Below are 26,044 nucleotides of genomic sequence, written 5' to 3' on the forward strand. Positions count from 1 at the left end.
GTTGTATGTCTAATATTTCCTTACGTACTTACTGCGAATTTGATAGCCATTATTCTATAGTAATAGAAGACGATAGCCGCGTAGCCTACGCTTATCTATACGAGGGTGAAGACATTGTTGGCGATGTCTGGCTTTATAACCAACAAGAGCCGCCTGTTACTTCATTTTGGCTGCCTGAGGATATGCCGTTTTTAAATCCAAAAGAATACTTAGCAAAAGATGCTACTATAAAACCTATAGCGCACGAAAGTGAGATAAGATGCGAATGGACAGAATCAAAAGACGACGGTTTGATAGAAGTTGGGATTTATGTCCGCGACAAATTTATTGCCTCTGTTGCTGTCGGCGCTAAACCGGGATGGTCTGTGTTGGTAGCTAAGGATGGGCCCTTGGCGTGTGTTTATTAAACTTCAAGCCAAAAAAATCCGCTAAAAATAAAAGCGCTCAGGTAAACCCGCAGCGCCTCAATATCAAATTCGAAATTGAACATCCGAAATCCGAAATAACCTAGCTCATTTTGAGCTTTTTCTGTATATCAGCAACGTATCCTTTAAACTTCTTGTCGGTGTCTATTAAATCCTCTACCGTTTGGCAGGCATAAATAACAGTTGAGTGGTCGCGGCCGCCAAAAAAGCTTCCTATTGATTTAAGTGAGCTCTTGGTATGCGCCTTGGCCAGGTACATAGATATTTGCCTTGCCTGCACTATTTCGCGCTTGCGGGTCTGTGATTTTACCATTTCAATAGGCACTTCAAAGTACTCGCAAACCAGGCTTTGTATATACTCCATTGATATCTCTTTTGAAGAATTTTTCACAAAGTTCTTCAGCATTTGCTTGGCCAGGTTCAGGTCTATCTCCTTGCGGTTAAGCGTTGATTGTGCCAGTAGCGATACCATAGCGCCTTCCAGTTCACGTACGTTATTATCAATGTTATGTGCAACGTATTCAATCACGTCGTCGCCCAACTCAATACCATCCTGATAGGTTTTATTTTTAAGGATAGCCATACGGGTTTCCAGATCAGGGATCTGCAAATCTGCTGATAATCCCCATTTAAACCTTGATAACAAACGCTCCTCTAAACCAGCCAGATCTTTAGGTGCTTTGTCTGATGTAATGATAAGTTGCTTGCCTGATTGGTGAAGGTGGTTAAATATGTGGAAGAAGAAATCCTGTGTTTTTTCTTTGCCGGCAAAATTGTGCACATCATCCATTATAAGCACATCAATTGCCTGGTAAAAGTTCACAAAATCATTAATATTATTATGTTTAAGCGCATCAACAAATTGTTGGGTAAACTTCTCGCACGATACGTAAAGAACCAGTTTATCAGGCAGTGTTTGTTTAATTTGATTGCCAATGGCCTGCGCCAAATGGGTTTTACCTAAACCTACACCACCATATATCATTAGCGGATTAAATGATGTACCGCCTGGTTTTGCAGCAACGGCATATCCTGCCGACCGTGCCAAACGGTTGCAATCTCCCTCAACAAAATTTTCAAAGGTGTATTGGCGGTTAAGCTGCGGATCAACATTAAGCTTTTTAAGCCCCGGAATAACAAACGGGTTCTTTATATCCTTATTAATAGAGATCGGGATGGGCATAGACTGTTTTTTTGACTCGGCACCGTTACCGTTTGACGGCATATTAGTTGTATACGGTTTACTTGCCGATGATTGTTCAACAACAATGTTGTACTCCAAACGTCCATCATCACCCAATTGTTTTTTAATTGTTTTGCGCAGCAGGCCAACATAATGCTCCTCTAACCATTCGTAGAAGAACAGGCTCGGAACTTGTATAGTAAGAACACTGCCTTCCATGCGTAAAGCTTTAATTGGTTCGAACCAGGTTTTAAAGCTTTGCGCCGGTATGTTATCTTTTATGATTTGGAGACAGCTATTCCAGACGTTAGTACAAGTTTTTTCCATATAAGTTTTTAGTAAAATATTGAATTACAACCCTCAGCGATGCATTCTTTGGGTTTGCTACGGAACATCGAATATTCAGAAAAAAAGCGAATTAAAAAATTAAATTTTAACTTTTTATTGAAATAAATTTTGAAAAAATAACATCATTCGTTGTGTGTTTTTCAGTATTAAAACCTATATTATTAGCGGCGGGGGTACCTAAATATATGTTTTAACATAGGATATTGCGTTTCAATGCCGTATGGGCATTTTTTCAACAAAGTTTAACTATAAATTTAAAAATTGTCCCGCGTTTTTTCGTCGGTTAAACAGATTGCTTTACTTCTTTTCGGAATAACATTAAGTTAATATTCACCAAACACTTCCCGCAAGGTTTGGGCTATTTCACCCAGTGTTGCATAAGCTTCAACAGCGTTTAATATTGGCGGCATTAGGTTATCATTATTGCCCGCGGCAAGGCGTAAGTTTGAGAGGCACGAAGCCACCTGAACATTATTTCGAGACGCTTTAAGTGTATTGATTTTTGCTATCTGATCCTGCCTTATTTTATCGTCAATCCTAAAAGAAGCATCCGCTTTTCCGCCGCTCTTAGTAAATTTATTTACACCAACAATTATCTTTTCGCCATTTTCTATTTCTTTTTGATAGATATAAGCTGATGCCGCAATTTCCTGTTGGATATAATCCTGTTCAATTGCTTTAACGGCGCCACCCATGGCGTCTATCTTATCTATATATATATAAGCGGCCTTTTCCAGTTCATCAGTAAGCGCCTCTATAAAATAAGAGCCGGCCAATGGGTCAACTGTATCTGTTGCTCCGGTTTCAAAAGCGATGATCTGCTGTGTGCGCAGTGCTATTTGCGCAGCTGCTTCACTGGGTAGGCCAATAGCCTCGTCAAAACTGTTGGTATGTAAAGATTGCGTTCCGCCAAGTACCGCTGCAAGCGCCTGTACAGTAACCCGGCTAATATTATTCATGGGTTGCTGGGCGGTAAGCGTTGAACCGCCGGTTTGCGTATGGAAGCGGAGCTTTTGGGCATTTGCATCAGTAGCGCCCATTTGTTTGGTAATGTTGGCCCACATGCGTCGCGCCGCCCTGAATTTGGCTATCTCTTCAAAAAAATTATTATGACAGTTAAAAAAGAAGGAAAGCCTTTTTGCAAACACATTAATATCAAGCCCACGACTAATTGCCGCATTTAAATAGGCCTTACCATTAGCCAGTGTAAATGCCAACTCCTGTACCGCGGTTGATCCTGCTTCGCGAATATGGTAGCCTGATATGGATATGGTGTTCCATTTTGGAAGCTCTTTACTGCAGTATTCAAATATATCCGTAATTAACCGCATGGACTGGGTTGGGGGATATATATAGGTGCCGCGCGCGGCATACTCCTTTAATATATCGTTTTGCACCGTGCCCGAAATCTGCTGCAAATCTGCGCCTTGTTTCTTTGCTAACGCGATGTACATGGCCAATAGTGTAGCTGCAGTAGCGTTAATGGTCATTGAGGTGGTGATGTCTGCCAGTTTGATACCATCAAAAAGTGCTTCCATGTCTTTTAACGAGTCAATAGCTACACCAACTTTGCCCACTTCGCCCTCAGAGAGTTCGTGGTCAGAATCGTAACCGATCTGCGTAGGCAGATCAAACGCCACCGACAGGCCCATTGTGCCCTGGCTCAATAAATAATGATAACGTTTGTTAGATTCTTCGGCGGTTGAAAAGCCTGCGTATTGGCGCACCGTCCAGGGTTTACCCCGGTACATGTCTTTCTGAATACCGCGGGTGTAAGGAAACTCGCCCGGTAGTTCATTCATCGCCGAGGGTTCAGTATAAACCTCTTTGATCTCAATACCCGAAGTGGTTTTTACCTTTTTGCCCCGCATAATATTATAATATATTATCAAGATCCTTATGAACGAGGCCGATGGCTACATCATAAGGGTCGTTTTCTAACTGACTTAAGTGCGCCAGGATAATCCTACCCAATTCCATACCACTCGCATTTTCGGGTAAGGCTTTTGTTGCATTACTAACTATACTTAGCGTATCATTTTTTAATTGCTTTACCACACCCCAGGCACGCAAACTCAAATAAATTTGTTGGGTAATATTGTGCTGATATTCATTACGTATTTCGCTCACCACTAATGCGTGCAATTCGGCGGCGGTATAATCACCTGCTTTTAGGCGGATAAGCATATTTGCAGGGTTAATGCGTTCAATAAACAGCACCATACGTTCGTAGGCTTGCAAACGCAATGGCAACGTTTGGCTGCTGATGCTTTTTTTTAACTCCAGCAGCTGCAACTGATCCTGTTTATCAAGATAAGGTTTCAGTAAGTAAAAAGCCACCCATACCACCCCCATACCTGCAATACTGTATTTTAATATATCTAATAAAAAAGGGTAAAGATCCATGCTTATAAATATTGTTAGGCGCAGGTCATAAAAAAGGCGTGCTCAACAAAAATCCGCATTTTACCTTATATTTGTGTAGTTAATTTAAAATAACATGAGTGTAGCGGTTGAAGCAGCACCGGTAACGTTTACAACCGGAGCAGTAAAAGAATTACATAAACTTAGAGATCAGCAAGAGATAGGCGAAAATTTTGGCCTGCGCGTTGGTGTTGAAGGGGGCGGTTGTGCCGGTATGAACTACGTTTTAGGTTTCGACCAGAAAAAGGACGGCGATAACGAATACGTTATTGAAGATATAAAGGTATACATGCACAAAGCACATGGTATGTACCTGGCGGGCATGCAAATTGATTTTCAGGATGGCTTGAATGCCCGTGGTTTTACATTCAGTAACCCCAATGCTGCAAGTACCTGCGGTTGCGGTACCTCTTTCTCTGTATAAATACGATCTTACTATCTACCTATATAAATAGAAAGCGGCCTCGATATTTCGGAGCCGCTTTTTTGTTATAAGCTTTTGATGCTGAAGCAGTTCAAAGAGATTTAGTACGATTCCAACTCACCTTTTACCAGTTCCATCAGCCACATGGGTGTTGATGTTGCCCCTGCAATCCCTACGGTATCATCCGACGAAAACATAGATGGACTTAATTCGGCTATTGATGAAACAAAATAGGTATCAGGATTATGTTTGCGGCATACCTCATACAACACTTTTCCGTTTGATGATTTTACTCCGGATACAAAAACTATTTTATTAAAGTTCTTTGCAAACGCGGGTAGATCCTTATCGCGGTTGGATACCTGGCGACAAATAGTGTCATTAGCATTCAGTTCATAGCCACGCCCGGTAAGTACATCTTTTATATGATAAAACTTATCCATGCTTTTGGTAGTTTGGCTGTAAAGGGTGATCTTTTGTGGAAGCTCTACATTATCCAATTCGGCAAGATCCTGAAAAACGAGCGCTTCGTTATTGGTTTGTCCCTGTAAACCTACCACTTCGGCGTGACCATGTTTTCCGAATATTAAGATCTTTTCTTTTGCGTCAAATGATGTTTTGATGCGGTTTTGCAGCTTAAGCACAACCGGGCACGATGCATCTATCAGCGTAATATTATTCTCTAACGCGGTACGGTAAGTTTCCGGAGCCTCGCCGTGCGCACGGATTAGCACCTTTTCGTTACGCAGGTCTTTCAACGCAGCGTGATCTATAATACGCAGCCCCTTGGCTTTTAGTCTGCCTACTTCTTCATCATTGTGTACAATATCGCCAAGGCAATATAAATAACCGTCTTCCTCCAGGATATCTTCGGCCATATCAATGGCATAAATAACGCCAAAGCAAAAGCCCGAATCCTTATCAATAGTAACCTGTAAGTTATATGCTCCCATACGTGTACAAATTTAAGCAATATTTAATGCAAATTAATCTATATCCGCCGGCCCTTCCACGTAAGGGTATGGGTTAGATGTTTTTGAATGGCTATGAAGGCAATGGCCGTAAGGCTTATCATTTGCAATGGGTGCAAAATAATATTGTAAACAGGATTTTGACCTGCCAGTAATGAACTCATCAGACGACCGATCAGGATGATAGCCGACATAAACAAAATAAGCGGGATATTAAGGGTGATGATCACCATCATTGGCCCTGCAATAGTTAACAGTATATATATTAAAAACCAAATGATGTTATAATTAAAAACTGAAAGTACATTTTTGCTGAAGCCGCTAATTGCCTCTGTGTAACTTTTATACATGCGGCTGCTAAGCATGTTGTTTGCCAGCAAGGTTTCGCCTCGATGTCCTGCCGCCTTAACCAGCCGCATAATTTCGGCATCCTCCACAATTTTATCTTTAACCAAACTGTGCCACTGGTGCCTACGGTATGCGCCGGCATCAAAAAACATAAACTGCCCGCTTGCCGCAGCAACAAAAGGGCTTTTTATAAGATAGACTAACCTGAGCGGCAGCAAACCTAACAGCAGATAATGCTGCAGGGGCACCACAATACACTCGCCGGTTGTAAGCATATCAGGATTAGCAAATACACTTAGCAAACCCAATTGATATTGATGCATGCGATAAATGGCCGTATTTATCAATCTGTTATGCACCTGCTCATCGGCATCCAGAAATAATAGGAAAGCTCCTTTGGCAGCAAGTGCTAACTGATGACAGGCGAAATTCTTGCCCGTCCACCCGGCAGGCAATTGTTCACCTTTTATTATTCTGAAATTCTGATGCCTGTCGCAAAAAGCCTTGCATAATTTGTACGTATCATCTGTTGAATCATCGTCCAAAATAATCACTTCGTAGTTATTATAATCCTGCTGATAGATAGACTCAAGCAAAGTAATAATATCACGCCGTTCGTTGCGCACGGGGATAAGAATGGATACCAGGTCGGTATAGTGCCGGCTTACGCGCCTGAGTTTTGGGTCTGATATAAAATTGAACAGCGTAACCGTAAAGCGCAATACTATAAAGAATAAGGTTGCAGCAATTATGTATATCAATGTTAATTTATTATTGGTTTATCCGGCGCAGATGGTCTGCGGTTCCTTGTCTTTCAAATTTAGTTAAATATTCATCAAGCGCAGGTACTATCAGCCAATGTCCAAGATCAACCTGATGAATGGCCGGATCATGGAGTTTTTCAATAAAAGGCAAAGCATTTTTGTGAGGAAACAGGTTGTCGTGCCTGCCAAATATCAAAATGCATTTTATTTTATGTTGATTGATCAGATCTGGTAAACGCTCCGTATTGGGTACAAGCAGGCGCATTAGATTTAACGTATAATAAACATCCAATCGTTTTTTAGGGGTATCCAGCTCGTTATAAGCAATGTCAAACAAGGCCTGGTCTATAAAGCCTATGCGCAACAAGTTGCGTAAGAGCGATGTTGCCATCCATTTGCTTTTGGTTAGCCGCTTGAATAAGAGTTTACCCGGCCCCTGATGTAACAAAAAGTGAAATCCTTTAAAAACCGATAACCCATCCGGTGCCATCAGGATAACCTCATCCACAAGATCAGGAAATTCCTCTACCAAGATAAGTGCAAGGTTGGCACCTATGGAGTACGCCATTATAGAGAAGCGCTGCCGGCCATGCAGTTTAAACCACTCCTCGGCATAATGCCGCATCATTGCGCGTGGCATACCCGCCACTATTTGTTCTTCGGTCCAGTTATCTAATTTGCTTTCATGATGAAAAAAATGATCAAAGCCATAAACGCGGTATTCTTTTAACAAAGACTGCTCCAAAACATGGAACTGCTTGCCGGTCATACCATAGCCGTGAAAAGCCAGCAGGGGTTTGTTACCCGTTCCGTATTCATGAAAATGTACTGTTCCCAAGCCGGGGATCTGCAAAAAACCCATTAAGGCAATATTAAGGATTATGCTTAAATATGCGAAGGGAGAATTTGCGTTTCGCTACCTTTTAAAACTTATGTCTTAACAACTTGTTAAATATTGCAAAAACTTGTACCATGAGTGATTTGGCCCGTCGTTTCCCGCAAAACCCCTTACTAAAACCCGCCGACCTGCCGCCAAGCGAGGAAGGCCTGAATATAATCTGCCTGCTCAACCCCGGTGTATTTAGGTTTGAAGGTAAAATCTGGCTGATTGTTAGGGTGGCCGAGAACGCCGTGCAAAAAGAAGGCTCCATTTTCTTTCCCGTTCTTAATGAATTGGGTAAGACGGAGATTGTAGAATTACCCGCAGAGCACCCGGAACTGATAACCACGGACCCAAGGGTAATACGTTATATGGGTCTGGACTACCTTACCACGCTATCGCACCTGCGTTTGTTGTGTAGTGACGACGGCATCAACTTTTATGAGCCGGAAGGGTACAGTTCGCTATTTGGAATGGGTTACCTGGAGGCATTTGGTATTGAGGATTGCCGGGTTACCCAAATTGATGATACTTACTACCTAACCTTCACCTCTGTATCAGGCAATGGGGTGGGGGTTGGCATGCGCACCACTAAAGATTGGAAGACCTTTGAGCGGCACGGCATGATACTGCCCCCGCATAATAAGGACTGCGCCATTTTTGAGGAGAAGATCAACGGCCTCTACTACGCTTTGCACCGCCCAAGCAGTGTTGATATAGGCGGCAACTATATCTGGATAGCCGAATCGCCGGATGGGGTGCATTGGGGTAGGCACAAGTGCATTGTTAAAACCCGGCCCGGCAGTTGGGATAGCGCCCGTGTTGGCGCCGGGGCAGCGCCGATAAAGACCGACAAGGGCTGGCTGGAAATCTATCATGGCGCCAACAAAGAACACCAGTATTGCCTGGGCGCTTTCCTGCTTGATCTGGATGACCCGACAAAGGTTATAGCCCGCGCCGAAGACCCCATTATGATACCTACCGAACCCTACGAACTAAGCGGCTTTTTTGGCAATGTGGTGTTTACCAACGGGCATGTGGTTGACTGCGATACTGTTACCATTTACTACGGCGCAAGTGACGAGTTTGTGTGTGGGGCCACGTTTTCTATACAAGAGATACTGGCCCAATTGGGCGTATGAATACTTGCCCACTGTCCCATGGGTGTGTGAGACACCGGGGGACGTAATGGGACAGTTTTTTCGGTAAGTATTTGATAATTAATGGTTTGCTTTTTCTGCGTGGGACAAAGTGAGACTACTTATTCGTCAGGAAAATTAGCTGTAAATGTTCGATAAGTTGTTGATAATCAGTGGTCGTAGGCATTGTAAATTTTTGTCCCATTGTCTCGTCCTGAAATAGGTTTACACATTAAGTAAACAAAGATGGACGAAAGAACAGCAGAATCGATACTTATGGATCGTAATTTATTGGGATTAAATTACCGAGCTTTAGAGAAAAAGTACGGAATATCCCGTGCGCAAATCCACCGGATGGTGATGTCAAAGCAAAAGAAAGAAAAGAAGCCGGCAGCAATTAAAGCCATTTCAGTAGAAGACACAACCTTACCGGATGATGTTAAGACGCTCCGTGAGGAGCTTCGAAAAGCTCGTCTGAAGATTGAGTTACAGGATCTGATGATCGATATATCCAGTAAGGAGCTGGGTATAGACCTGCGAAAAAAGCATGGCACCAGGCGGTCCAAATGAAAATGCAAAGCTGCTCACGGGGACTTCGTGAGCTTTGCAGACTGCTTGGTCATTCGCCACAGGCGTATTATCAATATCAAAAAGCATTAGGAAAAAGTGTACTGGAGGACGACCTGATAATCGCTCAGGTGCTTGCTCACCGCCTGCTTCAACCGAAACTTGGAGGACGAAAGTTGTATGCGATGATGGAGCCATTTATGGCAGATCATCATATCGTCAGGGGCAGAGATCGGGTGTTTGACCTGCTGCGTGAAAACGGTTTGTTAAACAGAAAGCGTAGGCACAGTAAGCCCCGGACAACGGACTCGAATCACTGGATGAAGAAATACCCCGACCTGATAAAGGGTATCGTATTAAGCCGTTCAGAAGAATTATGGGTGAGTGACATTACCTATATACGACTGAAAAAGAGCATATTCGCTTATCTGAGTTTGGTTACAGATGCTTACAGTCGTAAGATCGTGGGTTACCACATGAATAAGGACCTATCAGTTCAGGGGCCTGTGGCGGCTCTGGAAATGGCGCTTAAAGAAAGGACGGGTAATGAACTGTTGATCCATCATTCAGACCGTGGTTCACAATACTGTTGTGAAAACTATATCGGTTTGTTAAATCAAGCCGCTATCGCTATCAGCATGACCCAAAGCGGTGATCCCAGGGATAATGCCATTGCAGAAAGAGTAAACGGAATACTAAAGCTGGAGTTACTTAAGGAAGTATATCCCCACCTTACAAGCGCCCGGGAGTCGGCAGTAACAGCTGTTGAGATTTATAACAGCGTGAGGCTGCATAGCAGCATTGATATGATGACCCCTGACCAGGCACATGGGCAAACCGGCCCGATCCAACGTAAATGGAAGAGTTGGGTTAACAGACCCTGCAGAAATCGGGTACTACAGTTTTAAACAAAAGAAAGGAGACAGTAAAAAGAAAAAAGAAGCAAAAAACGAAAAACATGTGGAAATATGGAAAACTGAAGGAGTTTCCCACATTCCCACACAACAAGCAAACAACAATAGTTTATTCTTTATATTTAGAAAAGTGTAAACCTATAACAGGACTAAAATTAAAGTGTAAACTTATCACAGGATTAATCATTAAAAGTGTAAACTTTTTTCAGGACGATACACATAAATGCCAGTCCTGGGGCTTGTTTACCCTTTGTGAACTATTCTTGCATAGGTTGTCATTATTGCGCGCAGGCCATAATAGCTTCATAGGCCGTTCCATAATTCGGGGTTTGCTTTTTGTTAATATTTATTAAAAAATTAACTTGTTGTAACAAAATGATGGTTTTTTGTTCATATTTATGAAAGAAAAACTAACCTTGTTTAAACAAAATGGGACTTTTTAGCAGACTTTTAAGCGAATTAATAGATGTAATTGAGTGGGTTGATACCACGCATGATACTTTGGTGTGGAAATTCCCCCGGGAGGATAATGCCATAAAAATGGGCGCAAAGCTAATCGTACGCGAATCGCAGGTGGCGGTGTTTTTAAACGAAGGCAAAATTGCCGATGTTTTCTCGCCGGGAACTTACGAGTTAACTACGCAAAACATGCCCATATTAACCACCTTAATGAGTTGGAAATATGGTTTTAACAGTCCGTTCAAAGCCGATGTTTATTATATAAGCACACGTACATTCACCGATCAGAAATGGGGCACTAAAAACCCGGTAATGATACGCGATGCCGAATTTGGCCCCGTTAGGTTGCGGGCGTTTGGGTCATTCAACTTTAAAGTAGATAATCCTTCGGTATTTATAGCCAACATATCGGCAACCAACCCGCAGTTTATTGTAAGTGATATCACCGAACAATTGCGCAACATAGTTAGCTCAAGGGGTATGGACGCAGTGGCCGAGTCAAAGATCGGAATACTGGACCTAACCGCTAATTATAACGAAATGGGGCAATTGATAGCCACCAACATTCAACCTGATTTTGCAGAAATGGGCCTTAACCTTGCCAAGCTATTGGTTGAAAATATATCATTACCACCCGAAGTAGAGGAAATATTAGATAAGCGCAGCCAGATGGGTATTTTGGGCAACCTGGGCGCTTACGCGCAGTTTCAGGCAGCCAACGCTATCGAAAAATCTGCCGAAAACAGCATTGGCGGTAATCTGGGCGCTGCCGGGATGGGGCTTGGTGTAGGCGCTGCCATGATGGGCCAGGTAGGCAATATATTTAAGCAGGGCCAGTTTGATGCAAACGCTCCCGTTGGCGAAACACCACCGCCGCTGCCTGCAGGCGCTCAATATCATGTAGTAATTAATGGTAAAGCCGACGGGCCGCATAGCCTTTCGGATATCGCGGCCATGATAGGCAACAAACAAATAGATAAGGACACCGTGATGTGGAAAAAGGGAATGGCCAATTGGGCCACTGCACAAACTGTTACAGAGATAGCCGATCTGTTAAGTGATGTACCTCCGCCATTGGCATAACGTTTAACGCTATAAAAAAACCAAACCTTTAAATGCCTTATGCCCAATACTAACACCGCCCAGGTAAGCAACTTGCTTAAATGCCCGGGTTGCGGCGCAATGCTGTACTACAAGCCAGGCAGCCAAACCCTGCAATGTGACCATTGCGGCCAAACCAGCGCCATTGATAGCGGCACGGATAACGACATAGTTGCTGTGGATCTGGACGATTTTGTGGCGGGTATAGATGTTGAAAGGCAAAGCGACAACATAAAAACCGTTCAATGTAATAATTGCGGTTCGCAAACTTTGTTAGATTCCTTTGTATCGTCAGACAAATGCGCGTTCTGCACAGCGCCGCTGGTGCTAAAGCTGGATGGCGGCAAGCAGTATGTGCCGCCGCATTATGTTTTGCCGTTTGATGTTACCCGCGAGCAGGGCATATTGTATTTTAATAAATGGCTTAAGGGCCTTTGGTGGGCACCTAATGATCTGGCCGCTAAAGTTAACGGCAGTGCATCGGCACTAACAGGCGTTTATTTACCCTACTTTACTTATGATACCGATACCGTAACAGACTATACCGGTGAGCGCGGCGACTATTACTATACTACCGAAACCTATACAGAAACGGTAAACGGCAAAAGCCAGACCCGCACCCGGCAGGTAAGGCATACGCGTTGGTCATCTGCCAGTGGTACGGTACATTGTGATTTTAATGATTTGGAGGTGCCGGCCAGCAAATCTTTACCCGAAAAAACACTGAATAAACTTGGCCCCTGGAACTTCGCGAAGCTTAAAAAATTTAATGAGGGATACTTGAGCGGTTTCCGGTCAGAAACCTACCAGCTTGACCCCGAAAGCGGTTTTAAAAAAGCGCAGGAACAAACGGTGGAACCCATAAACTCCGAAATAAGGAACGACATAGGCGGCGATGAACAACGCATTGGCGATACCGATACCACCTATAGCAACAACGCCATAAAATATATGGTGCTGCCGGTTTGGGTAAGCGCCTATACTTACAATAACAAACTTTACCAGTTTACCATAAACGCCAGCACCGGCGAGGTAATTGGGGCGCGACCTGTAAGCGTTATTAAAATCGTTTTGGCCGTTTTGTTGGTGTTGGCTTTGATTGCGGTGGGGGTTTGGTATTTTAATGGAGGACAGGGGTAAAATGTATGGAGAGAAAAATTACACTCACTATAGATAATCCTAATCGAAATTTCAAAGCCCAGGAAGACGAGAAAAATCAACACGCATATATTATTTTCAGTGATACCCCACGCAAAGGAGCAAATACAGAAGCGGGTTTTCTCATTGTTGACCAATTATTCCAGAATGGAAAGACCAGAAAGAAATGGTACAAAGACCGCTTGAGTTATAATATCCATAGTACCGATGAGGATGGAAACAAGATAACTAGTAAACCTTTGAACTACTTAATTATAGCTGAATATATTAGAGAAAAAGGGTATTTTGAAAGAATTGATTTTAATTTATTAGCCATAGAATGTCGCTGGTTAGACTATTCCATGGATTTAAAATACGACGCCCACTTTGTTGATGAAAACAATGAAACGTTTGCTATAAGCGATGGGACGGGTGAGCAAATATATGGTAAATCATATCCAATTATACCCAAACTTGATCGGGAAGGCCGTTCTTTTACAAATCTTTTCCCCTTGCTAATCAGGCGAATATCGAAAAATCGAACGAAGTTGGTTGAAACCTCCAGGTTAGCATTAACGACAGATTGGTTTTTAGACTTACGCACGTTGATTAGCGATACTGTTTCTCTTATAGAAATCACATTAAATCAATTGTATTTAAAAGCAGAATACGACCCATTACCCAATTGGATCTTTGATAAAGATAGATTAGGTCATCGTCATGGGCGTAGGTTCAAAGATAAGCTCGGTTGGGTGTACCAAATCAGCGGTCGGCACCTTAATGCTGAATCTTATATTCCCAATTGCGATAAATTGCGTGAACTACGTAATCATATGATGCATTTTGATCCGCCGTCGTTTATAATAACAGCTGAGGAGGCGGCAGATTGGCTTAATTATATTATTGATGTGGGATACTTGCTTATTGCGATTAGAAAAACATTAGGTGTCGAAGTCTCTTTTGATTTAATCAACTTTATACTCCAGAAAGAAGCCATTTTTAATCCTCACCCTCATTTTTATAAACGGCTACCTTTGAGTAAAAGCGGAGCTGGTTATGTGTCCTCGATTTGGCCAAGTAAAGAAAGTTAATTAAAAGCTGTAAGGCTAAACTCCCACATCAGTTGTCCAAGTAAATGTAAATTTAAATTCATTGAGATCATTTTGTATTAAGATTTTAATACTTGCTAATAAAAGGGAAGCGGCAAATGCTACATAATCCCAATAACCCTCTTCGTAATTTTCATGATCAATAGAAAATTTAGCGGGAAAATTCAAATCTCCATGAATTAGTCTAGATCTAAACGCATATAAAGCGTTCAGCTTTTTCTTAAACTCTAAAGGTTCACCATGCACTAATGAAATCTTTTGTCTCAATTGTTCAGAGATATTTTGCGTCCCTTGGGCAAATAAGCTCTCTAGACCCAGCATACACCAAAAAAGATGTGCGGAATCGGTTTCAGTTATTTCATAACTAAATAGATGAGTGAATGCGTTTATTGCCCGACCAGCAGAGTTGCGACTGGAAGAATAAAAATTGATTTCATATTTATTCATCCAACTTATTGTAGCCATTAATTTAACACCTGTCATCGGTGGCCATCCTATTTTCTTCGCATGCAGGTATGCAAAGTCAAGATTATTCATTAGTACATTAGTTTTATCTATACCGTTACTAGACAGGATAACTCCATGGAGGAAATTAATAGTTGCTCCGTAAGTTAAATTAATTAAAACGGACAGTCTCTTTAGATATGAATTGGTTCTTATTACAATGAACATTCCGTTTAATTCGCGCTCTAAGACAAAGTCAATGATTAAAAAGTCATCTATCCAATCAGTAACTAGCTCTGGGATTTGTGCTTTAAGTTCTAAAATTTGCGGATTATCGTTTCCAAGTATAAATTCGAATTTAACATCCCTTAACTGAACAATATTCTGTTCATTGTCATCCAACAATTTAATGAGATCTGCATTGCTGGAGAACCCAGGTAGGTCTTTCACAAATCTTTCATACTCTTCATCGCAAAAATCTATGTCATAGCTATTTTCGTTTGGCCTAAAAGGTAATATAACTCTCATTGTTTTTTAATCGATGCTATTGCTTTTTGTATCCAATTGCAAGTTATGAAATTGTTCTATTCCCCGCCCGTCCAAGTTGCAAACTTGGACGCCCAAATTTTAAGCGTCCCACTTAAATCTCCCACTTCGCCTAACCATTCCCAAACACAATCCTCAAAAAATTTCAGATCCGGTGTAATATTATTTGATATCAGCCACTAATCATGTAAATAGCACTAAACGACAAGAAATTGAGCATAGATTTTTACCAGACATCTATTGTACCCTTTGCAGGCATCATTATCAAGATCTGCAGAGCGTACACCAATTCGCAAGAGGATTTTGAGGATTACTACCAGGAGGTATGCCTGCAAATTTGGCGAAGCAAAGAAACTTTTCACGAACAATGCCAATGGTCAACCTGGGTTTATCGGGTGTCTCTTAATGTGTGCCTTACGCTACTCAAAAAACATAAAAAGAATGGGAAAACGTATTTCACCTCTGACCCTTTGCCCGACTTTGTAACAACCGAAAATCGGGCTTTTAAAGATGAGCCGTTGAATCAGCTATACATTGCCATAAGGCAGCTGTCGGAAGTGGACCGGGCTATTATTTTACTCTACCTGGAAGAAAAGCCCTACCAGGAAATTGCCGATATATTGGATACAACAGCAAATAATGTTGCCGTGCGTGTGGGCAGAATTAAAGAACGTTTAAAAAAATTATTGGATGGAAAACTCAATTGAACTAATATGGAAACAGGGATTTCTGAACGAAAGCAGCCTGGTTGCGCCGCAAGTTAACGACTTGTATAATCGTAAATCGATCAATGTGGTTGAGCGGATAAAACAGCGGATGAAAAACTACAGAGTTTTCAATTATGGGTTGCTCGTTGTTATACTTGTTACTGATTATTTTATGGATATTTTTTTGAATGGTTTGGTTTTTTGCACCATGGCGCTTTTTATGATGTGGTACACCCGTAGGATTGTAAATACCATTAAAACGCTGGATCAAGGCGTAAGCAGTTATGAATACCTTAAGGCGTTTGATTTGTATATCAAAGACACCTTCGCTAAATTCGGAAAAATAGTAAGGTTTTCTTTGCCGTTATATTGTTTAATTGGCTTTAGCGGTATGTGGTCGTTTTGGAACAAAGTGGGCTTTTTTTTAATTCTGCAAAAAAGACATCCAACACTTGATATTCCATTTTGGGCAGCGGCATATCTTGCAACATCTCTGTTGCTTGTGATCTTTTTTTCTCGTAAAATGTACAGTTGGGAGGTGCGTGTTGTGTACGGACGCTTATTTGATAAGCTGAAGGAAACCATTGCCGAGATGGAAAAGCTGAGACAAGGAGAATAAAAAAGTAATTTTACAGATATCCTAATACCTTTATAATAATGAAAAAGATAACCTTAATATTGATGCTATTAGCAGCAGCGTTTAACCTAAAAGCGCAGGACGTAACCGGCGACTGGTACGGTGCAATAAAAGTTGCCGGAGCCAAACTTAACCTGGTGTTTCACATTAACAAATCGGGAGATGGCTACTCTACTGTAATGGATAGCCCCGATCAGGGTGCAAAAGGACTTGCCACGGATAAAACAACAGTCAATAACAATGCAATCACTATTGAAGCAAATAAGTTTGGCATTAAATTTACCGGAACTTATAAGCCCAATAGCAGCATTATTAATGGAACCTTTACACAAGGCGCTCTTAACACAGAACTTATCCTAACGCACACCACACCCAAAGAGCAAGGCAAGCGTCCGCAGGATCCAACAACATTTCCTTATAAACAGGAGGAAGTGACTATCCCTAACACAAAAACCGGTAATACGATAGCAGGCACTTTAACTATCCCATCAAGTGGTAATGTCTCAAAGATCGTGGTTCTTATTACAGGATCCGGTCCGCAAAACAGGAACGAGGAACTACAGGGCATGGACCATCGCCCGTTTTTAGTATTGAGCGACTGGCTTACCCGAAACGGCATAGCAGTGCTACGTTATGATGACAGGGGAGTTGGTAAATCAACCGGTAACTTTGCTGCTGCCACAACCGCTGATTTTGCTGATGATACGGAGGCTGCTGTTAAATATATACAGGTAAGACCAGACCTTAATAAACTATCTATTGGTTTAATTGGCCATAGCGAAGGCGGAATGATAGCTCCGATGGTTGCCGCCAGAAATAATGCCGTGAAATTTATCTGTTTGTTAGCAGCTCCGGGTGTACCGATGACTGAATTAGGCTTACAGCAACAGAAAGATCAATTGCGTATGGCGGGGACGGCCGAGGAAGCTATGAAACTATCGACGTCTATGGTTCAAAATGTATTTAAGACCATAGTTGATAATCCCCAGCTCAGCAATGCTGCACTCAAGGCTAAAGTAGATACCGTGCTGCTTGGTGCCCTAAGTGCATTTCCACCTAAAACGTTTGCAAAAGAATCTAAGCAAGATATGGCAAACAAAATAACAACTCAGTTCCTGTCAGCCTGGTACCGTTACGCCTTGTCGCTTAAACCGGCAGACTACCTAACCCAAATTAAGTGCCCTGTGCTGGCTATAAATGGCACTTTAGATATTCAGGTTGAAAACATTACTAACCTTGCAGCCATTAAAGCGGCATTACAAACAGCAGGCAATAAAAATCATGAAGAAGTAGCGCTAACAGGACTTAATCACCTGTTTCAAAAAGCTAAAACCGGCAGTATGAATGAATATGCTGAAATAGAAGAGACTTTCAACCCGGTAGCATTGGAAAAGGTGTCAACCTGGATAAATGGACTGGGATTTTAATTGTATGACCTTAAGCAACTGCAGATAAATGAGCAATTTACTTTAAACCAGACACTTAATTTAGTTAGTGTGTAAGCCGGCCACCTAAATGGTTAGATAAAACTCGTCAAGTAACAATTGCGATAAAAATGTAATTATTTCAACAATAACTCTACTGTGTGGAAAATTTAGGTTCAGTAAAACCCATTAAACTATAGCATCAATAAAATTTAATCGTTACTATTGTTGTAGTGTCTAATATTGTTGATTTTTTTCAACGGTTCACTGAACATTGGGGTGGGCCGCGAAGCAATTTTCCTTTACCAATCCGGATATTTCATTCGGTGCTTTTGATTTGTATAGCAGCGCTTATCTACAATATTCCACTCAATTTAATAGTGGGATTGCCCTTAGTAGCTTTAGTAAGCGCTGTTACTTTAGTGCTGGTTAGCTTGCTTTATTACTTGTCGCGTTTTCTGAATTATACTGCTGTTTCGCGCGCAATTTTTTGCGTAACCGGCACCTGCCTGTTCATTATCAATTTTTTTCTCAATTCAGGTATCGACGGCCCTACGGGTTACTTTTTTCTTTTGATGCTGGTGGTAATGGTGGCCATAGTGCCGGTAAAGCAATATTGGTATTGGGTAAGCAGCAACGTTTTATTGTTAGTGGGTCTTAATACTATTCAGTATTATCACCCGGAATGGGTTCCATACACCTATCCTGCAAAAATTGACCGCTATATTGATAACAGTTCTGCCTATGTAACGGTAATGATCATTGTGCTGGCCTGTTTTTATATCACCCGTAAAAGGTATGATAGCGAACGAAAAGAGGCACAGCAAAACGCTTTAAGATTAACAGAGCTTGATGCGGAGAAAAACAAACTATTTTCCATTATATCTCATGACTTGCGCAGTCCGCTCGCGCTTATACAGAACTATCTGGAGCTGTTATCAGAGTTTGACCTGTCTGAGGCGGAGCGACGGGAGATCAAAGCTCAGTTGCTTCAATCTACACGCGGTACGCTTGATATGGTAAACAACGTACTGCTTTGGTCTAAAAGCCAAATGAGCGGAGGGGTATTGCTTAGAGAGAATTTGCTTTTAGAGGAATTGCTGGCACAACAAATACAACTTTTTCAGGCAATTGCCACACGAAAAAACATTCTGCTGGAAGTGAGGTTTGCCGAGAAGGCTGCCGTATGGGGCAATGCTGACATGGTGCAGCTTATTGTACGCAACCTGGTAAATAATGCCATTAAATTTACCGCACCGGCTGGCAATATTCTGATAACTGTTAGCCAACAGGCAACAACCGCTTTACTGGTAGTTAAAGATAGTGGCAACGGTAAACCGGTGCAGCTTACAGACGATATATTTAAACTGAGTTCGGCAACGGTAAGAGGTACGGCTAATGAAAGTGGGGTAGGGCTGGGGCTTTCGTTATGTAGGGATTACACCAATTTGCTGGGTGGGCGCATATGGTTTGAGTGCGATGCGCTAAGCGGTGCTTCGTTTTTTGTAGAATTACCGCTTACAAATAAAAGTTAAGTATTCCGGAGTGCGGTTTCCGCAGAAGGATTTCTCCACATACAACGCATTAAGTTTTTCATTATAAGAATTTAAAACCACCCGCCATTGTTCTCCCTTCAGGCGGTTAAGGGGGGTTAATACTCGCCAATACTTAACATCACCAATGTGCAAGCATAAATAGTTTCAATCCCGCGTTCATTTGCCATTTTTTGGAGTTCGCGGTTCTCTGTACCGGGATTAAAAATAATGCGTTTTGGGTTGGTGCCTAATATGTAATCATACAATGGCTCCTGGTTGCGGGTGCCCACGTATAGTGTAATGGTGTCAATATCATTATGCAAGGTTTCGGGCTTCTCAATAGCTACGCCTGCCACCTCGCCGGTTTTTTGCCCTACGTTTACAATAGTGTGCCCATGCCCGGTTAAGCGGTTAGCTGCCAGATAGGCATAACGCGATGCATCGGGCGTGGCTCCTAATATCAATGTTTTTTTATTTGCCATAGTGTTTAATAGTGTTCAAATACTGCGCCAAACCGGATTTATTGTCATTCTTAGCCAGAAGCGGCGGACTGTGCGATTCCCCTCTTGAGAGGGGTGTAGGGGTGTGTTGTGCAAGCGACTAAACACACCCCTGCAGCCGCACAGGTCTGCCCGCTCCCTCTCAAGAGGCGAACTTTAGCAGCGCTCCAGAAAAATAATTTAAAATTATTTGAAATGTTTTTAAAGGTCAGTCGTCTATACCTTTATAAAACAATAAAACATTGATCACCACCGTAATGCCCGAAGACAAAAACAGCCATATCCTTAGCACAATAAAGGAGTATGGTAAGAGCTTAATGGGCTTTATCCGTAAACGGGTGAAGAGTGATGCTGATGCCGAAGATATTCTGCAGGATGTATGGTTTCAGTTTAGCTCGGTGGTTAATGCGCAGCCAATAGAACAGACAGGCGCCTGGCTGTACAAAGTGGCGAGGAACAAAATTACGGATAAGCATAAAAAAAGGTCAGAGAGTTTGCTGGAAGATCTTTTCATCAGCGATGATGATGACGACGATACCAGCGATCTGCAGGCTATTTTAATGACCGATGAGGTAACGCCGGAAACGGCGTATCTGCGCAACCTGTTTTGGGAAGAGCTATTCAGGGCCCTGGATGAGCTGCCCGAAGAACAACGACAGGTTTTTATCTGGCAGGAAATGGACGACATGACGTTTCAGGAAATTGCCGAAATAACGGGCGTGAATGTAAACACGCTGGTATCGCGCAAGCGATATGCCGTGCTGCATTTGCGCACCCGCTTACAACAACTGTATTTAGATATAACACGATATTAAAGAATTTAAGAAAATGAAAAAAGCATTTTATAAAGGGCGTTTCATATTTATACCCCTGGCTGGGGCGGCATTCCTGTCGCTGGTAAGCTTCGCGGTGATGACGTTATGGAACTGCCTGGTACCCGGCATATTTGGGTATAGCGTTATAACCTTTTGGCAGGCAATGGGCCTGTTTGTACTTTGCAAGCTATTGTTTGGCTTTGGCCGGGGCGGCGGCCGGGGTTGCGGGCCATGCGGCGGCGGTGGCCGCGCACCATGGATGCGCTGGAAAATGAAAGAGCGCCTTGCCAGCATGACGCCCGATGAGCGCGAAACATTCAAACAAAAAATGAAGGAGCGCTGTGGTAACCATCCGTTTGCCAGTAAATGGAACGACTGGGCAAATGATGTAAAAAAATCAGAAGAATAACAGGCAAACTGTCCTGTTTAGATTAGCATGATCGTTATATGGGCGGAGGGGTTGATAAGATGCAAAGCCTCCGCTTATTTCAAACCATAATCAATAACAACATGAACGTATTGGTATTTACAACAAGTGTTTCGGCGCCGCATCTGGTTGATAGTATTAAACCACTGTTAAGCTCGCGCCCCGAAATTGAGGAATGGAATTTCGACCTGGAAGATTGCGATAATATTTTACGAGTGGTATCTGATGATGAGCTTTCGCCGCGGCAGATTGAGTTGCTGTTAAAAGGCGCGGGGTTTAGTTGTGAGGAACTAGCATATTAAATATAGTCATGCCGAACTTATTTCGGCATCCCACTGGACATTAAAGCGCGCTTAGTATGTGAGGTGCTGAAACAAGTTCAGCATGACCTGCTTTATTTATGATAGCATCTTAACCAGCAACCCTATCTGCCCCTGATGGTAAATATGATGCTGAATTAAGCCATAAACCATTTCGGCATAGGTAACAATAGGTTCTTCGCCGCGATCATCGATAATAGGCTGGTCCCAATTTTCTTCCGGGAAGTCCTGTATGGCTCTTAGCAAGTTGGTGTTTACCAGTTTAAGGTCATCCAGGTACAAGTTCCATTTCAGCTCATCAAGAGCGGCCGGCTCCGGCCAATCGCCACCTAAAGGCAAACCTGCAGGTTTTTCGTTTATACGATCAATCACCTCTTCGGTCCAGCTTATCATGTGCAGCACAATTTCGGCTATGGTATGCGCGCCACCCGGCGGGCGTTTAATAGCTGTTTCAAAGTTGATACCGGTTAGTGTAACATATACCGAGTTGCCATACCACGGTTGGCCCCATAATACTTTTTTTAGTTCGGCTTGGAGTTGAGTTGATGTATTCATAAGCTTTATATCTTCCCTATTGCCACAGCACAATTTATGCCATCAATTGCAGCAGATATTATCCCCCCTGCATAACCTGCCCCCTCACCACAAGGGAACAATCCTTTTACTTGCGGATGCTGTAAGGTTTCTTTAACGCGGGGTATTTTTATGGGCGATGACGTGCGCGACTCGACACCTACAATATCGCTTCGTTGGTATAATAGCCCTTCATTTTTTTGCCGAAGACAGGCAGGGCCTTGCGCAGGCGTTCGTGCACTTTAAAAGGGAGCACTTCTAAAAGGTCGACACTTTTGGTGCCGGGCAAGTAAGAGTTTTTAGGGAGATCGCGCGACAAGCGGCCCTCTGCAAAATCAACCATCCGTTGCGCTGGTGCCACCAAATTACCGCCTCCTGCACGGAAAGCCGCCATTTCTACCTCATGCTGAAAATTGAGCATTTTAAACGGATCGGCACTATCGCCAATCACATCCTCCAGATTGATCTGTACCACTGTACCCGAATTGGCGTAAGGATTATTCCGTTTGGATGGGCTCCAGCCGTTCACTACTATTTCGCCCGGCTCCGTGGCGCAAGGGGCTATGATCCCCCCCGGGCACATACAGAACGAAAACACTCCACGCCCTTCTACTTGCTCTACCAGATTATAATAAGACGGTGGCAGGTGTTCGCCCCTGAAATCGCAATGATATTGCGCCTTGTCGATAATTTCCTGCGGATGTTCTATACGCACACCCAAGGCAAAAGCTTTAGCCTCCATTAAAATATCCTGATGGCGCAGCATTTCAAACACATCGCGGGCAGAGTGGCCCGTGGCCAGTATAACGGCGTCGGCAGCTAACTTTTCGCCATCTGCTAATTGCACACCTTTTATCTGATCAAAACTGATGAGCAGCTCCGTCACCTTAGCATCAAACCGCACTTCACCGCCTGCATTTTGTATGCTCTCGCGCATGGCGGTAATTATTTGCGGCAGCTTATTGGTGCCAATGTGCGGCCGGGCATCTATTAATATATCCTCTGCAGCACCATGGGCAACAAACGTTTTCAAAACAGCATTTACATCGCCACGTTTGGTAGATCGGGTATAGAGTTTGCCATCAGAATAAGTCCCTGCGCCACCCTCACCAAAACAATAGTTCGACTCGGGATTAACCAGCCCTTGCTTATTGATATTAGCCAGATCCCGACGGCGCTGTTTTACATCTTTACCCCGTTCTAACACAATAGGCTTTAAACCCATTTCAATGCATTGCAAAGCAGCAAATAATCCAGCCGGACCGGCACCTACTATAAGTACCGGTTTACCATCTTTTACATCAGGGTAGTTGACTGTGAAAACATCAGGCGCTTTAGTTTCGCCCATAAAAACCTGTACCTGCATGCGGTACACTACCTTGCGGCCACGGGCATCAATAGAGCGTTTTAAAATTTTGAGGTGGGTTACCTGTTTGGTGGCAACTTTAAGGGTGGTGGCGGCTATACTTTTTAGTGCCGCTATATCTTCGTGCTGCTCTGGCGAGCATACAATTTCAATTTCTTTTACCATGTTGTTGCCGGGTTTTTATCCCGGATGGGTGCAATTTAGTGAATTAGTTATTGATGATTGGTGATTAAAGGTCAAAGTTTGGTTGTTGGAAGATTAGTGATTAAAGATTGGTGATTGGGAGAATATGGAAAAGGTTGTTTGTTTATTACTCTGCTTTTTCCTCGCGCTTCACCAGTAGTATCTCATCGCCATCCAAGGGCAGGTAACCGTACTCGTAACAAAAGTGGTAGGTTTTGCCATTGGCGGTATCATATTTATTGGTAAGGTATTTAAAGTTGAAGCCCTTGGCCGCCATTTTAACGGTGGTAGTTTTTGTTTTACCTGACGGATTAAGCTCTTCCATAATACGGCGGTTACGCTTTAATATATTGTTGATGTTGCGGATCAGGTTATAGCTGTTACTGTTTAGCTGGTTGTTGTAGTTATTTCGGCAGAGATCATTGCAGAATTTTTTATCCGCACGGCCATGTATAACGGTACCACAATCTAAACAAGTTTTTTCGGTAATCATAAAGCTAAGGTAATCAATTAATTATTTATTTGCAAACGTTTGCAAACGGTTATTATCGATTGTAAACGTTTATTAACCGACTAATATTTTTAGCAAGCTGCACCTTTGTATCATCAAATACGAAACGAAAAAATAGCAAATTATGAACTCATTAAAGAACAGCGTACGCCTGGTGGGAAACCTGGGTATGGATCCGGAAGTAAAAATATTTGACGGCAACAAGAAATTAACCAAGCTATCATTAGCTACTAACGACAGCTACAAGAATGATAAGGGCGAGCGCATTACCGAAACGCAATGGCACAACCTGGTAGTTTGGGGTGTACAGGCAGGCATAGCCGGCGACATGTTAAAAAAAGGCGACGAGGTAGTTATAGAAGGTAAGCTAAGCAACCGCAGTTACATAGATAAAGACGGCAACAAACGCTACGCCACCGAAGTAGTAGTGCACGAATTTTTAAAAGTTGGAGCGAGAGCGTAAGTTTACAGTGGGCAGTTTGCAGTAAATTAAAGAGCTGTTTAGTGAATACTAATTTGGCTACCACTGCCTACTGCTACTGTAAACTGCCACTATAAAAAGATACAATGTCCTAAACCTACATCACCTAAACCTAACCTTATCACATTTATTTTATATTTGTTATGTACTTAGAAGCAAAGGAAACCGCCCGGCTGTACCAGCTGTTATCTGATAAATTAGGTAACGAAACAACCGAGGCTATGTTTAAATACATCGATAACAAAACAGAACGGTCTGTGGAAGCAACTATTAAATCTTTAGCTACAAAGGATGATCTTGCAAAGGTGAAATACGACCTAAGCAAAGAAATTGGTAACTCCATAAAATGGATGTTTGTATTCTGGATCGGTCAGTTTAGCGCAACAGTAGCTGTTATAATGCTTATCCTTAAAAAATAGTATGGTAAAGGGCATTGAATTAGTTGCAACTAAAGATGACGTGCGCAGCGAAATACAAAAGCTTTTGCAAGACATGAGGGGGAATAAGCGCGAAGTTATAGCCTGGATGTTTATCTTTTGGATAGGCCATGTGGGTGCCACCCTGGCTATATTTTTCCTGTATTTAAAGAAATAAAGGAATCCCGAACTACATAGAAGCCTGAACTTTACTGTTCGGGCTTTTTTACGGCGTACTCAACGCTACCGGCAAAATTTTCCCATTGAAAAATCTATGGCCGGTTAAGGCAAAATCAGCAATGTATTTACCCATTTCAAACGCCATTACCGGCGATTGGTAGCCTGGGAAGGCTTTCTCTAACATTTCGGTTTGCGCAGAGCCTAAGGCCAGGCAGTTAACGGATATTCCCTTTTCGTTAAATTCCTGGGCAAGGCATTCGGTAAGGGTATGTAAAGCGGCTTTGCTTGCAGAGTAAGCTGACAGTCCCGCAAATTTTGAACTCCCCTGAAAACCGCCCATGCTGCCAATATTTAAAATATGCGAACCTGAAGGCATAAACTGATACAGATTTTGAATAATGCGTACATGGCCCAGGTAGTTGCTTTGCAACATTTCAACAACGTCGGTTTCCAGTAGTTCGGTAAAGGGTTTATTTACCAACGCGCCTGCATTATTGATCAGTACATCCACAGTTCCATCAAAATGGGTTTTGATAAACTGTTGCAGATCGGCGTAATCATCGTGCACAATGTCAAACACAATAGGATATATAACAGCATCCGGATTTAAACCCACAGCTATCTCGGCCAGTTTTTCCAGTTTGTTTTGCGTACGGGCCAATGCTATTACCTTATGTTTGCCTGTAGCAACCAGTTCTATAACAGCTTCAAAACCTACGCCGCTGCTGGCACCTGTTATAATAATGTTCATACTGCTAATAATTAATTTCCAACCGCATCGTCGTC

General features: G+C 42.6%; 29 protein-coding genes and 1 pseudogene. 18 read left to right on the forward strand and 12 right to left on the reverse strand.

Annotation, left to right across the window (positions count from 1 at the left end):
* The first annotated feature begins 5 nt into the window (after positions 1-5).
* On the forward strand, positions 6-407 hold the full coding sequence (locus ACVW2L_RS22210) for a hypothetical protein (RefSeq protein ID WP_457130134.1): 402 nt from the start codon (positions 6-8) through the stop codon (positions 405-407).
* Positions 408-507: 100 nt separating this feature from the next.
* On the opposite strand, the gene dnaA is transcribed toward ACVW2L_RS22210, so the two are convergent.
* The 3 genes from dnaA to ACVW2L_RS22225 all read right to left on the reverse strand — a co-directional run bounded on the left by dnaA (position 508) and on the right by ACVW2L_RS22225 (position 4,362).
* Positions 508-1,935: a chromosomal replication initiator protein DnaA gene (gene dnaA / locus ACVW2L_RS22215; protein WP_457130135.1), complete on the reverse strand. Its 1,428-nt coding sequence runs from the start codon at positions 1,933-1,935 to the stop codon at positions 508-510.
* A gap of 344 nt (positions 1,936-2,279) precedes the next feature.
* The gene (locus ACVW2L_RS22220; protein ID WP_457130136.1) at positions 2,280-3,827 is read right to left on the reverse strand and encodes an acyl-CoA mutase large subunit family protein; all 1,548 of its coding nucleotides are present in this window, start codon (positions 3,825-3,827) and stop codon (positions 2,280-2,282) included.
* Between the two features lie 4 nt (positions 3,828-3,831).
* The gene (locus ACVW2L_RS22225) at positions 3,832-4,362 is read right to left on the reverse strand and encodes a DUF7935 family protein (protein WP_457130137.1); all 531 of its coding nucleotides are present in this window, start codon (positions 4,360-4,362) and stop codon (positions 3,832-3,834) included.
* Positions 4,363-4,456: 94 nt separating this feature from the next.
* Here ACVW2L_RS22225 and ACVW2L_RS22230 point away from each other — a divergent pair, with 94 nt between their 5' ends.
* Entirely contained in the window at positions 4,457-4,804 is a 348-nt protein-coding gene (locus ACVW2L_RS22230; protein WP_457130138.1) for a HesB/IscA family protein, read from the forward strand.
* Between the two features lie 101 nt (positions 4,805-4,905).
* On the opposite strand, the gene ACVW2L_RS22235 is transcribed toward ACVW2L_RS22230, so the two are convergent.
* The 3 genes from ACVW2L_RS22235 to ACVW2L_RS22245 are packed head-to-tail and all read right to left on the reverse strand — an operon-like array spanning position 4,906 to position 7,749.
* Positions 4,906-5,757 (reverse strand): 4-hydroxy-3-methylbut-2-enyl diphosphate reductase, encoded by an 852-nt coding sequence (locus ACVW2L_RS22235; RefSeq protein WP_457130139.1) that lies wholly within the window; start codon positions 5,755-5,757, stop codon positions 4,906-4,908.
* A gap of 38 nt (positions 5,758-5,795) precedes the next feature.
* On the reverse strand, positions 5,796-6,884 hold the full coding sequence (locus ACVW2L_RS22240) for a glycosyltransferase (protein ID WP_457130140.1): 1,089 nt from the start codon (positions 6,882-6,884) through the stop codon (positions 5,796-5,798).
* 10 nt (positions 6,885-6,894) lie between these two features.
* Complete coding sequence (locus ACVW2L_RS22245) at positions 6,895-7,749, reverse strand: alpha/beta hydrolase (protein ID WP_457130141.1); 855 nt, start codon at positions 7,747-7,749, stop codon at positions 6,895-6,897.
* A 110-nt stretch (positions 7,750-7,859) separates the two neighbouring features.
* On the opposite strand from ACVW2L_RS22245, the gene ACVW2L_RS22250 reads away from it, so the two are divergent.
* The 6 genes from ACVW2L_RS22250 to ACVW2L_RS22275 all read left to right on the forward strand — a co-directional run bounded on the left by ACVW2L_RS22250 (position 7,860) and on the right by ACVW2L_RS22275 (position 14,175).
* Positions 7,860-8,909, forward strand: a complete 1,050-nt coding sequence (locus ACVW2L_RS22250) for a glycoside hydrolase family 130 protein (RefSeq protein ID WP_457130142.1) — start codon at positions 7,860-7,862, stop codon at positions 8,907-8,909.
* A gap of 243 nt (positions 8,910-9,152) precedes the next feature.
* Positions 9,153-9,476 carry a hypothetical protein gene (locus ACVW2L_RS22255; protein WP_457126385.1) on the forward strand — a complete coding sequence of 108 codons (324 nt, stop codon included), beginning with the start codon at positions 9,153-9,155 and terminating at the stop codon, positions 9,474-9,476.
* Positions 9,473-10,381 (forward strand): IS3 family transposase, encoded by a 909-nt coding sequence (locus tag ACVW2L_RS22260; RefSeq protein WP_457128872.1) that lies wholly within the window; start codon positions 9,473-9,475, stop codon positions 10,379-10,381. The genes ACVW2L_RS22255 and ACVW2L_RS22260 overlap by 4 nt, the downstream gene beginning before the upstream one ends.
* A 435-nt stretch (positions 10,382-10,816) precedes the next feature.
* Positions 10,817-11,929: an SPFH domain-containing protein gene (locus tag ACVW2L_RS22265; protein ID WP_457130143.1), complete on the forward strand. Its 1,113-nt coding sequence runs from the start codon at positions 10,817-10,819 to the stop codon at positions 11,927-11,929.
* Between the two features lie 39 nt (positions 11,930-11,968).
* Entirely contained in the window at positions 11,969-13,087 is a 1,119-nt protein-coding gene (locus ACVW2L_RS22270; RefSeq protein ID WP_457130144.1) for a hypothetical protein, read from the forward strand.
* Between the two features lie 5 nt (positions 13,088-13,092).
* Positions 13,093-14,175 (forward strand): hypothetical protein, encoded by a 1,083-nt coding sequence (locus ACVW2L_RS22275; RefSeq protein WP_457130145.1) that lies wholly within the window; start codon positions 13,093-13,095, stop codon positions 14,173-14,175.
* A gap of 15 nt (positions 14,176-14,190) precedes the next feature.
* Here the strand turns inward: ACVW2L_RS22275 and ACVW2L_RS22280 are convergent, their stop codons facing one another.
* Positions 14,191-15,165: a hypothetical protein gene (locus ACVW2L_RS22280; protein ID WP_457130146.1), complete on the reverse strand. Its 975-nt coding sequence runs from the start codon at positions 15,163-15,165 to the stop codon at positions 14,191-14,193.
* Positions 15,166-15,395: 230 nt separating this feature from the next.
* Here ACVW2L_RS22280 and ACVW2L_RS22285 point away from each other — a divergent pair, with 230 nt between their 5' ends.
* The 4 genes from ACVW2L_RS22285 to ACVW2L_RS22300 all read left to right on the forward strand — a co-directional run bounded on the left by ACVW2L_RS22285 (position 15,396) and on the right by ACVW2L_RS22300 (position 19,486).
* A complete protein-coding gene (locus ACVW2L_RS22285; protein WP_457130147.1) occupies positions 15,396-15,890 on the forward strand; it encodes an RNA polymerase sigma factor in 495 nt (164 codons plus the stop codon).
* A complete protein-coding gene (locus ACVW2L_RS22290; RefSeq protein WP_457130148.1) occupies positions 15,874-16,509 on the forward strand; it encodes a hypothetical protein in 636 nt (211 codons plus the stop codon). Before ACVW2L_RS22285 ends, ACVW2L_RS22290 begins: the two co-directional genes overlap by 17 nt.
* A gap of 38 nt (positions 16,510-16,547) precedes the next feature.
* On the forward strand, positions 16,548-17,954 hold the full coding sequence (locus ACVW2L_RS22295; protein WP_457130149.1) for an alpha/beta hydrolase family protein: 1,407 nt from the start codon (positions 16,548-16,550) through the stop codon (positions 17,952-17,954).
* A gap of 377 nt (positions 17,955-18,331) precedes the next feature.
* Complete coding sequence (locus ACVW2L_RS22300) at positions 18,332-19,486, forward strand: sensor histidine kinase (protein WP_457130150.1); 1,155 nt, start codon at positions 18,332-18,334, stop codon at positions 19,484-19,486.
* A 116-nt stretch (positions 19,487-19,602) separates the two neighbouring features.
* Here ACVW2L_RS22300 and ACVW2L_RS22305 read toward each other — a convergent pair whose 3' ends face one another.
* Positions 19,603-19,968, reverse strand: coding sequence for a CoA-binding protein (locus tag ACVW2L_RS22305; RefSeq protein ID WP_457130151.1), 366 nt, complete (start codon positions 19,966-19,968; stop codon positions 19,603-19,605).
* A gap of 260 nt (positions 19,969-20,228) precedes the next feature.
* Between ACVW2L_RS22305 and ACVW2L_RS22310 the strand changes: the two genes are divergently transcribed.
* The 3 genes from ACVW2L_RS22310 (at position 20,229) to ACVW2L_RS22320 (ending at position 21,530) form a co-directional block, all read left to right on the forward strand.
* On the forward strand, positions 20,229-20,801 hold the full coding sequence (locus ACVW2L_RS22310; protein ID WP_457130152.1) for an RNA polymerase sigma factor: 573 nt from the start codon (positions 20,229-20,231) through the stop codon (positions 20,799-20,801).
* Positions 20,802-20,814: 13 nt separating this feature from the next.
* Positions 20,815-21,210 carry a hypothetical protein gene (locus ACVW2L_RS22315; RefSeq protein WP_457130153.1) on the forward strand — a complete coding sequence of 132 codons (396 nt, stop codon included), beginning with the start codon at positions 20,815-20,817 and terminating at the stop codon, positions 21,208-21,210.
* Between the two features lie 101 nt (positions 21,211-21,311).
* On the forward strand, positions 21,312-21,530 hold the full coding sequence (locus tag ACVW2L_RS22320) for a hypothetical protein (protein WP_457130154.1): 219 nt from the start codon (positions 21,312-21,314) through the stop codon (positions 21,528-21,530).
* A 96-nt stretch (positions 21,531-21,626) separates the two neighbouring features.
* On the opposite strand, the gene ACVW2L_RS22325 is transcribed toward ACVW2L_RS22320, so the two are convergent.
* From ACVW2L_RS22325 to ACVW2L_RS22335, 3 genes and pseudogenes are all read right to left on the reverse strand, one after another.
* Positions 21,627-22,103, reverse strand: coding sequence for a DinB family protein (locus ACVW2L_RS22325; RefSeq protein WP_457130155.1), 477 nt, complete (start codon positions 22,101-22,103; stop codon positions 21,627-21,629).
* 5 nt (positions 22,104-22,108) lie between these two features.
* Positions 22,109-23,652, reverse strand: a pseudogene (locus ACVW2L_RS22330) (NAD(P)/FAD-dependent oxidoreductase).
* A 145-nt stretch (positions 23,653-23,797) separates the two neighbouring features.
* Positions 23,798-24,163 (reverse strand): hypothetical protein, encoded by a 366-nt coding sequence (locus tag ACVW2L_RS22335; RefSeq protein WP_457130156.1) that lies wholly within the window; start codon positions 24,161-24,163, stop codon positions 23,798-23,800.
* A gap of 142 nt (positions 24,164-24,305) precedes the next feature.
* Here ACVW2L_RS22335 and ACVW2L_RS22340 point away from each other — a divergent pair, with 142 nt between their 5' ends.
* The 3 genes from ACVW2L_RS22340 to ACVW2L_RS22350 all read left to right on the forward strand — a co-directional run bounded on the left by ACVW2L_RS22340 (position 24,306) and on the right by ACVW2L_RS22350 (position 25,256).
* The gene (locus ACVW2L_RS22340) at positions 24,306-24,644 is read left to right on the forward strand and encodes a single-stranded DNA-binding protein (protein WP_457130157.1); all 339 of its coding nucleotides are present in this window, start codon (positions 24,306-24,308) and stop codon (positions 24,642-24,644) included.
* A 161-nt stretch (positions 24,645-24,805) separates the two neighbouring features.
* Entirely contained in the window at positions 24,806-25,081 is a 276-nt protein-coding gene (locus ACVW2L_RS22345) for a hypothetical protein (protein WP_457130158.1), read from the forward strand.
* Between the two features lies 1 nt (position 25,082).
* Positions 25,083-25,256, forward strand: coding sequence for a hypothetical protein (locus tag ACVW2L_RS22350; RefSeq protein ID WP_457130159.1), 174 nt, complete (start codon positions 25,083-25,085; stop codon positions 25,254-25,256).
* Between the two features lie 48 nt (positions 25,257-25,304).
* On the opposite strand, the gene ACVW2L_RS22355 is transcribed toward ACVW2L_RS22350, so the two are convergent.
* The gene (locus tag ACVW2L_RS22355) at positions 25,305-26,009 is read right to left on the reverse strand and encodes an SDR family NAD(P)-dependent oxidoreductase (protein ID WP_457130160.1); all 705 of its coding nucleotides are present in this window, start codon (positions 26,007-26,009) and stop codon (positions 25,305-25,307) included.
* Between the last annotated feature and the right edge of the window lie 35 nt (positions 26,010-26,044).

The sequence above is a fragment of the Mucilaginibacter sp. HD30 genome, from assembly GCF_054061755.1.